Source organism: Martelella lutilitoris (genome assembly GCF_016598595.1).
GTDB classification, from domain to species: Bacteria; Pseudomonadota; Alphaproteobacteria; order Rhizobiales; family Rhizobiaceae; genus Martelella; species Martelella lutilitoris_A.
Genome location: NZ_CP066787.1, coordinates 159,571 through 166,348 on the forward strand (window position 1 = coordinate 159,571; position 6,778 = coordinate 166,348).

Here is a 6,778-nt window from a genome sequence, read left to right on the forward strand (position 1 = left end):
CTCTCATCTGGCAGGCTACCCAAGGTATACCGAGTCCAGGCTCGATTGAGAATAGAGCATTTGCCCTATTGACAGCGCAGCACGGGCAGTTACTTCCCGCCAGCAAGTGTCGCGAGCTGCGCTTTACTGGAAATACCGAGCTTTTCGTAGATGTGTACAATCTGATTGCGAACGGTGGAGGGCGATGTGCCCAGGGCACGCGCGACCTGCTTGGTGGTCATGCCGGATGCGAACAATCGAGCGACTTCGCGTTCACGCGGAGACAAGCTCGAAAGGATCGGATGGATCGACAGGTGAACGAAATAATTTCGGCCGAATGGAGACAAACGCATGTCCAGCATTTGTCCCCGCCACCGTCGGCCGCGCTTGAGCGCGCTCATAACGTGGGCGGGAAGCTGTGCGACACGCGCACCCCATTCGTTTGCGGTAAAATCATGGAAAGGCCCATGGACGCACAGCACCCAACCTTCCCCGTCGATCAGCCCGACAGCTTCATGGCCTATCGCGGCGCGGCCGGTCCACAGTTCTCGGTTCATGCGCAGCGCCTGGGACAAGTGCGGCATAAGCAACTGCTTGAACATGCGCTCGGTGTCGGAGAAAGTCATCGGCCTGTCATCCGCGCAAAGTCCCACGAAGCTGACATAGCCGTCGGTTTTTTCACCGACGATGGTGGCCATCATGTGCGAAGCGTCGAAGCGTCGCCAATGCTCGTTGTAGGCCAGACTTGTGCGATAGTCCGGAACGTCATCGAAGCGGGCCGTCGCGCCCAGACGATTGAGTGTCAGATCGCAGAAGGCGTCCTCCCGGGCGACAGATGCCCACTCGCCCAATATCGCCTCGCTTTGGTTGAGAACGGTCAGGTCCGTGACCAGCCGGCCATCCGCCCAGCCGCCACCCCACACCCCGAAATCGAAGGGAATGAAGCGCTGCAGGTTTTTCAATACGCGGAGGCGGAGTACGTCGGGCGTACATTCCGAGGCGTCATGGTAAAGTTCCAGCAGAAAATCGCTGACTCTCAGTGCGTTCTCCGTTTCCCCCATCGCGACAGGCGCCTCTCCCTGTAAATGCTCCGTGCCAGCAAGCATATACAGAAGACGAGCAAATCTAAATGCTCAAGGGGAACAATACCAGTGCGTTAGGCATCGTCAACTTAACGAAGCTTGGACCTGAATGTGGGATGCTCGGCCATGACTGACCGAGATCCTCTTTACCGCCGCCATCGTTTTCCACCCGAAATCATCGCCCATGCGGTGTGGCTCTATTTCCGCTTTCCCCTGAGCCTGCGGATGGTAGAGGATTTGTTGGCGGCGCGTGGCATCATTGTCTCGCATCAGACCGACAGACTGTGGGCGGAGAAGTTTGGCCGGACCTTCGCCAACGAGATCCGTCGCCGGTCATCCGGGCGGCTTGGTGATAAGTGGCACCTAGATGAGGCCGTTATCTCGATCCGGGGCAAGAAGCATTGGCTATGGCGCGCCGTGGATCAGGACGGTTTCGTCCTGGAGGTCCTGGTGCAAAGCCGCCGCGACACCAAGGCGGCCAAGCGCCTGATGCGCAAGCTTTTGAAAGGCCAGGGACGATCGCCGCGCGTGATGATCACCGACAAGCTTCGCTCCTATGCAGCCGCAAAGCAGAAAATCATGCACGGCGTCGAGCACCGCTCGCATAAGGGCCTGAACAATCGGGCGGAGAATTCCCACCAGCCAGTCCGACGGCGAGAGCGGATCATGAAGCGCTTCAAGTCAAAGCGACATCTCCAACGCTTCGTTTCCATTCACGATCCGATCGCCAACCTCTTCCACATCCCTCGCCACGACATTTCCACCAGCCACCATCGCGAACTGCGCGCCTCAGCCATGAGCATATGGGCGGAAATCGCTCGGATTTAGTCGACAAGTCGAGCAACCGGGCAAACCAGAGCCTATCGGGTGTTAAGTTTACGGTGCCCCTTGATGGCCCCATCAATGGCATCGCCTTCACAGCATGGGTCCAGCAATGCCTGGTGCCAACGCTGAAGGCTGGCGATATCGTCATCCTCGACAATCTGGGAAGTCACAAAGGAAAGCCGGCCCGCGATGCGATCCGTGATGTCGGCGCGCACCTCTTCTTCCTGCCGCCATACAGTCCAGACCTCAATCCCATCGAGATGATGTTCGCCAAGCTCAAGACGCTCGTCAGAAAGGCGGACGAAAGAACCGTGGAAACAACATGGAGACGAATAGGTGAACTCCTGAAGGCGTTCAGCCCGCAGGAGTGTTCCAACTACATCAGACATGCAGGATATGGCTCAAAGTAAACCTGACAGACTCTAGGTTTGCTACTTCCTCGACTGTTGCCGTGCGCTGGATGATGGATGTGGGACGATGCGCCATGACGAAGTCGCGGGCGACATCTTCTCCGACAGGCCCGGTGCCCACCTTGCGCTCAACGAATACGGCAGCTCATTCTCCACCGCCGTTTCCGCCTCAATGAGCCTCCGGAATTACACCACGTGCGCGGACGCTACCCTTTTGTTAGATCCAGTGAGATCGCTGTCCTTGCCGTTGGGATGCCGTCCTCGGTTTGGTGCACGCCGATGAGCGACGCGGTGCCCGCTCTCGCCAAGTCCGATAGAAAAGACCAAATGATGGGGTGCAGCGGTCGATCGAGCGAGGCGAAGGGCTCATCGAGTAGAAGTATTCGCGGTCGCCGCAAGGCGGCGAGCGCGATGTTGAGACGTTGCTTCTCTCCACCGGACCAGGTCACGGCAGGCAGGTCCCAGATATGTGGCGGCAGCGCCAACTGCTCAAAGAGCCCTTCTATTTCGGTGAGGCAAGTGCCGGGCGCGGCCATCTCTCGGGCAAGGTCGAGTCCGGACTTGCCCGGAATAGCTGTCAGAAACTGCGTGCAATAGCCAATGGTCGAACGCCTGATCGAGATCAGTTCCACCACGGAAAGGGTGAGAAGATCGCGCCGCCACCCGCCGGTATCCAGGATCGCCGTGCCCGCGCTCGCCACGCGAGTACCGTAGATAAGGTCCAGCAGCGTCGATTTTCCCGAGCCCGAGCCGCCGACGACCAGTCCCACCTCGCCCGCCGTCAGCGTGAAGGTCGCCGGGCCGATTGTCCGGTCGCCATAACGTTTCGCAAGGCCTTCGACACACAGGATCGTCATTCGAACACTCAAATCATCGACGCGACGAGATCGCGACTTGCTGGATGGCAGGGATCGGCAACCAATCGGTCCGGCGGCGCTTCCTCGACGATCCGCCCCTCGTGCAGAACGATGACGCGGTGCGCGAGGAGTCGGGCTATGCGCAAGTCGTGGGTCACGAGCAGCATCGCCACGTCCGTCCGGCGCTGGAGTTCGGACAAGAGCCTCAGGAGCCGCGCCTGGGCGGACGTGTCGAGGCCCGTCGTTGGTTCGTCCAGGAGCAGGATGTCCGGCTCGTGCACGAGCGCGCGAGCGATTTGCAGCCGCTGCTGCATGCCGCCGGAAAAGGCGCCTGGCAGGTCCCGCATCCGCGCTTCATCAAGGTCCAGTGCCCCAAACCAGTGCCGTGCAGCCTCCAAGGCCCGGCCGAAGTGGCGTTCGCCATTGTCGAAGAGCGTCTGGGCGATGTTGGCGGCAGCGCTCGCGGCCAGGTCGAGCGTATCGCGGGCATCCTGTGCGACGAAGCCGAACCGCCGGCGGCGGAGCGGGACGAGGGCCTGCTCCGGCAGATCGTAGAGAGACAGCGGCGTCCCGTCATCGACGGAGAGCAGGACCTGACCCTTCGTCGGAGGCAGGCATCCGGCCGCCGTGCGCAGCATTGTCGACTTTCCCGCGCCGGATTTTCCAACGAGACAAAGAACCTCGCCTGGATAGAGCGAAAGCGAAGCACCTCGCACGATGCGCCCGCCGAAGGAGATGTGGTCAAGCGTCAGGAGGGGCTGCGGTAGGTCAGGCACTGGCGGCTTCCTCCGCACGCTCGGCACAGCATTCCGTGTCGGAGCAGACCCATTCGCTCGTTCCGTCGTCCTTGAGGAGAAGGTGGTCGAGATGGCTCGTGGCGCACCCGCATATCACGCATTGCCGTCCGTCCGAGGGATGACTGGTGTTAAAGGGAACGTCCTCGAAGGCGATGCTTTCCACGCGCGTATAGGGTGGCAGCGCATAGAGTCGGCGTTCGCGTGCCGCGCCGAAGATCTGGATGGCCGGTGAATTGTCGAGGCGGACATTGTCGCGCTTGGGGATAGGAGAAGGTGACATCAGATAGCGACCTTCCACCATGACGGGATAGTCATAGCCGGGCTGGGCGACGCTTCCGCTTCCCGCCCTCTCCTCGAAGAGCCGCGTATAGACCCGACCGTAGTCAGATGCCGCGTGCATGCGGGCCGCCTCGCCGGCTGAATTGACGAAGGCGCGCAGCGGGTCCGGCCGCGGCACCTGGTAGACGACGACCTGTCCCTCTGCGAGCATCGCCTCGGGCACGCGCTGGCGGACCTGGATCAGCGTTGCCTCACGGGTCCGGGTCGTGGTGGCAACGAAGGCGGTGCGCGTGAAGAAGGCGCGGATATTGACGGCATTCACGGTCTCGTCGGAGCCGTGGTCGGTCACTTTCAGACGGTCGTCTGCACCGATGAGGCTTGCGGTCACGACCATGCCGCCAACACCCCAACCATAGGCGATCGGCATTTCCGGCGCGATGAAGGGCACCTGGTAACCGGGAACGGCTAGTGCCTTCAGAATGGTACGACGGACGGAGCGTTTGCTGTCTTCATCGAGATAGGCGAAGGTCTCAGTCATCGTCGGCAAGCCTCCGGATCGTTTCGAGATCGGCCTGGAAATCGGAGTAGTGCGGCAGCTTGAGATGCGAGACGTAGCCGCTCGCCTCGACCCCGTCGCCATGCGTCAGCACTAGGTCCGGGTCGAGCCCAGATTTCATCGCCTGATCGACTGTCGCCATCGCCACGGCCTTGCGCTCGTTGGCGCCGAAGGCAACGCCGAAGCCCGGGGACAGATGCGATTGCCGCCCGTCGAGTACCGGGGCCACCATGCGGCAGGCCGTCACCTCGATATCGCCAACAGAGACGGTGAGGCCGAGCTCCTCCAACTCGACGAAAACCTCGACTTCCCCTGCGGAAAGCTCCTCGACATAGGGATGGGACGCGCCGGCGGTGCGAAGGCGCGTATAGGCAATGCCCGTCAAGAAGCCTTCCTCGCCCCGCACCAGATGGCCGAGCGTTTCGGATGCACCGTAGGGAGGACGCAGCGGCACCCGCGTGATGTCGACCGGCGCCTCCTCCCGCTCCTGACTCTCCCCGGGAAGGCGATCGCGGCAGCGGGATGAGGGAGGCGCGCATGGAGTGCTCGCAACCTCCTCGGGAAGAGGAAAAAAAGCCGCCTCCTCCATGAGCGAGAAATCGAGCAGCCGGTGGGTATAGTCGTAGGTCGCCCCCAGAATCTGGCCGCCCGGCAGTTCCTTCACCGCGGCTGAGATATGCCGGTCGTGACGGATGGCCGAAAAGTCGATAGGCGCGCTATGGCCCATACGCCGCAAGGTCGCACGATGGGCGCGCAGCAGGAACGTCGCCTCTGCCACGTCGCCCTGTGCCTGTTTAAGCGCAAGGGCTGCGAGGTCCCGATCGTAAAGCGCACCTTCGGTCATAACCCTGTCCACTGCACCGCGCATCTGCTCACCTATCTGGGCAACCGTGAGTTCCGGCACGGAGGGATCACCCCGACGCCTGCGCGCCAGCGCATCAAGACTTGCAGCGATAGCGGCCTCGCCGCCCTTAACGGGAACGTACATCGGATATCTCCAGCCTCACGCTACGGGGAAGGCAGGCGCACCAATCTCCCGCCGTCAGGATGAGGTCGACGCCGAGCGGATAGGCAGCGTTGTTGCACGTCCATTGCGCGAGAAACGTCGCCGGCAGGCCAAGGGGGGCGAGGGTCCGACCCCCGGGTCCGATTCCCGGCCCCGAAAGGTTGAGCGCCGGACCGCCCGAAAGGCCCGTGACCTCCGCAATGACCGTGGCGGAAAGATGCGGGTCGGCCGGGCTTCCCTTCGGAAAGATATCGATCCGATCCAGCATCTCGCCACGACAGAGGGCAAAGGTGCAGGACTTTCTATCCACCATCGGCCACCGCGCCGCGATTGCGCGATCCCGAATATCCACGAAGCTTTCGTCGATCCAGAGCGGTGTCGTAGTGTCGGCCAATGTTGACAGAACGACCGCGTGCGCCGCCTTGCCTTCAGCAAGGACCACGACTTTGCCGGGGTAGGAGAAGGCTTCCAGAAGCCGACGGAATACGCGCTGGTCCTCGTGGATACGATCCGTGCCACGCCGGTCGATCTCGATTTTCACGGTGCACTTCCTTGTCTCGTCGCGGTGAAGAAATGCGCCGCCGTCTTCTGCGCCTCCTCGGCCTTGCGGCATCGCCGCGCCATGATGGCGTCTTCGGCCGGCTGCAGCAGCTCCAATGCGAGCAGGGCGTGCGACTGCGGATCCTGCAGCAGCGCGTCGAAGAAGGCGGCGAGTTCAGCCCGCTCCGGATCGCGGCCGAGCACCACGGCATAACCGCGCCGACCGTCGATCTCCACGATGCAGCGCGTCATGGTCGCCTCGCCGAGATGGAAGGGCGTTCCCGTCACGGGCGCTTTCGCACACAACTGAAGAAGGCCGACCTCCGGTCCGACAAACCGGCGCGCCGCATGGCGCTGCCGGCTGCCGTCGAAGGCCGATCTCAAGAGGTCGATAGGGGCGCGGGCAAGCACCCCCATCCATTCACGACGCCCGCCCTCGGTGGAACA

8 protein-coding genes and 1 pseudogene are annotated in these 6,778 nt (G+C 62.1%); 2 read left to right on the forward strand and 7 right to left on the reverse strand.

Features of this window, described 5'->3' with window-relative positions:
- Nucleotides 1–89 precede the first annotated feature (89 nt).
- Nucleotides 90–1,040 carry a helix-turn-helix transcriptional regulator gene (locus tag JET14_RS21515; protein ID WP_200338233.1) on the reverse strand — a complete coding sequence of 317 codons (951 nt, stop codon included), beginning with the start codon at nt 1,038–1,040 and terminating at the stop codon, nt 90–92.
- Between the two features lie 147 nt (nt 1,041–1,187).
- Here JET14_RS21515 and JET14_RS21520 point away from each other — a divergent pair, with 147 nt between their 5' ends.
- A complete protein-coding gene (locus JET14_RS21520) occupies nt 1,188–1,889 on the forward strand; it encodes an IS6 family transposase (protein WP_200338300.1) in 702 nt (233 codons plus the stop codon).
- 59 nt (nt 1,890–1,948) lie between these two features.
- Nucleotides 1,949–2,296, forward strand: a pseudogene (locus JET14_RS21525) (transposase); the annotation flags it as partial.
- A 206-nt stretch (nt 2,297–2,502) separates the two neighbouring features.
- On the opposite strand, the gene JET14_RS21530 reads toward JET14_RS21525, so the two are convergent.
- The 6 genes from JET14_RS21530 to phnG are packed head-to-tail and all read right to left on the reverse strand — an operon-like array spanning nt 2,503 to nt 6,748.
- Nucleotides 2,503–3,153, reverse strand: a complete 651-nt coding sequence (locus JET14_RS21530; RefSeq protein WP_106313131.1) for an ATP-binding cassette domain-containing protein — start codon at nt 3,151–3,153, stop codon at nt 2,503–2,505.
- A gap of 8 nt (nt 3,154–3,161) precedes the next feature.
- On the reverse strand, nt 3,162–3,956 hold the full coding sequence (locus JET14_RS21535; protein WP_348648110.1) for an ATP-binding cassette domain-containing protein: 795 nt from the start codon (nt 3,954–3,956) through the stop codon (nt 3,162–3,164).
- On the reverse strand, nt 3,922–4,767 hold the full coding sequence (locus tag JET14_RS21540; RefSeq protein ID WP_180902375.1) for an alpha-D-ribose 1-methylphosphonate 5-phosphate C-P-lyase PhnJ: 846 nt from the start codon (nt 4,765–4,767) through the stop codon (nt 3,922–3,924). Before JET14_RS21540 ends, JET14_RS21535 begins: the two co-directional genes overlap by 35 nt.
- On the reverse strand, nt 4,760–5,773 hold the full coding sequence (locus JET14_RS21545) for a carbon-phosphorus lyase complex subunit PhnI (protein ID WP_200338235.1): 1,014 nt from the start codon (nt 5,771–5,773) through the stop codon (nt 4,760–4,762). Before JET14_RS21545 ends, JET14_RS21540 begins: the two co-directional genes overlap by 8 nt.
- A complete protein-coding gene (phnH, locus tag JET14_RS21550; RefSeq protein WP_200338236.1) occupies nt 5,757–6,332 on the reverse strand; it encodes a phosphonate C-P lyase system protein PhnH in 576 nt (191 codons plus the stop codon). The genes JET14_RS21545 and phnH overlap by 17 nt, the downstream gene beginning before the upstream one ends.
- Nucleotides 6,329–6,748: a phosphonate C-P lyase system protein PhnG gene (phnG, locus tag JET14_RS21555; protein WP_200338237.1), complete on the reverse strand. Its 420-nt coding sequence runs from the start codon at nt 6,746–6,748 to the stop codon at nt 6,329–6,331. The genes phnH and phnG overlap by 4 nt, the downstream gene beginning before the upstream one ends.
- Nucleotides 6,749–6,778 lie beyond the last annotated feature (30 nt).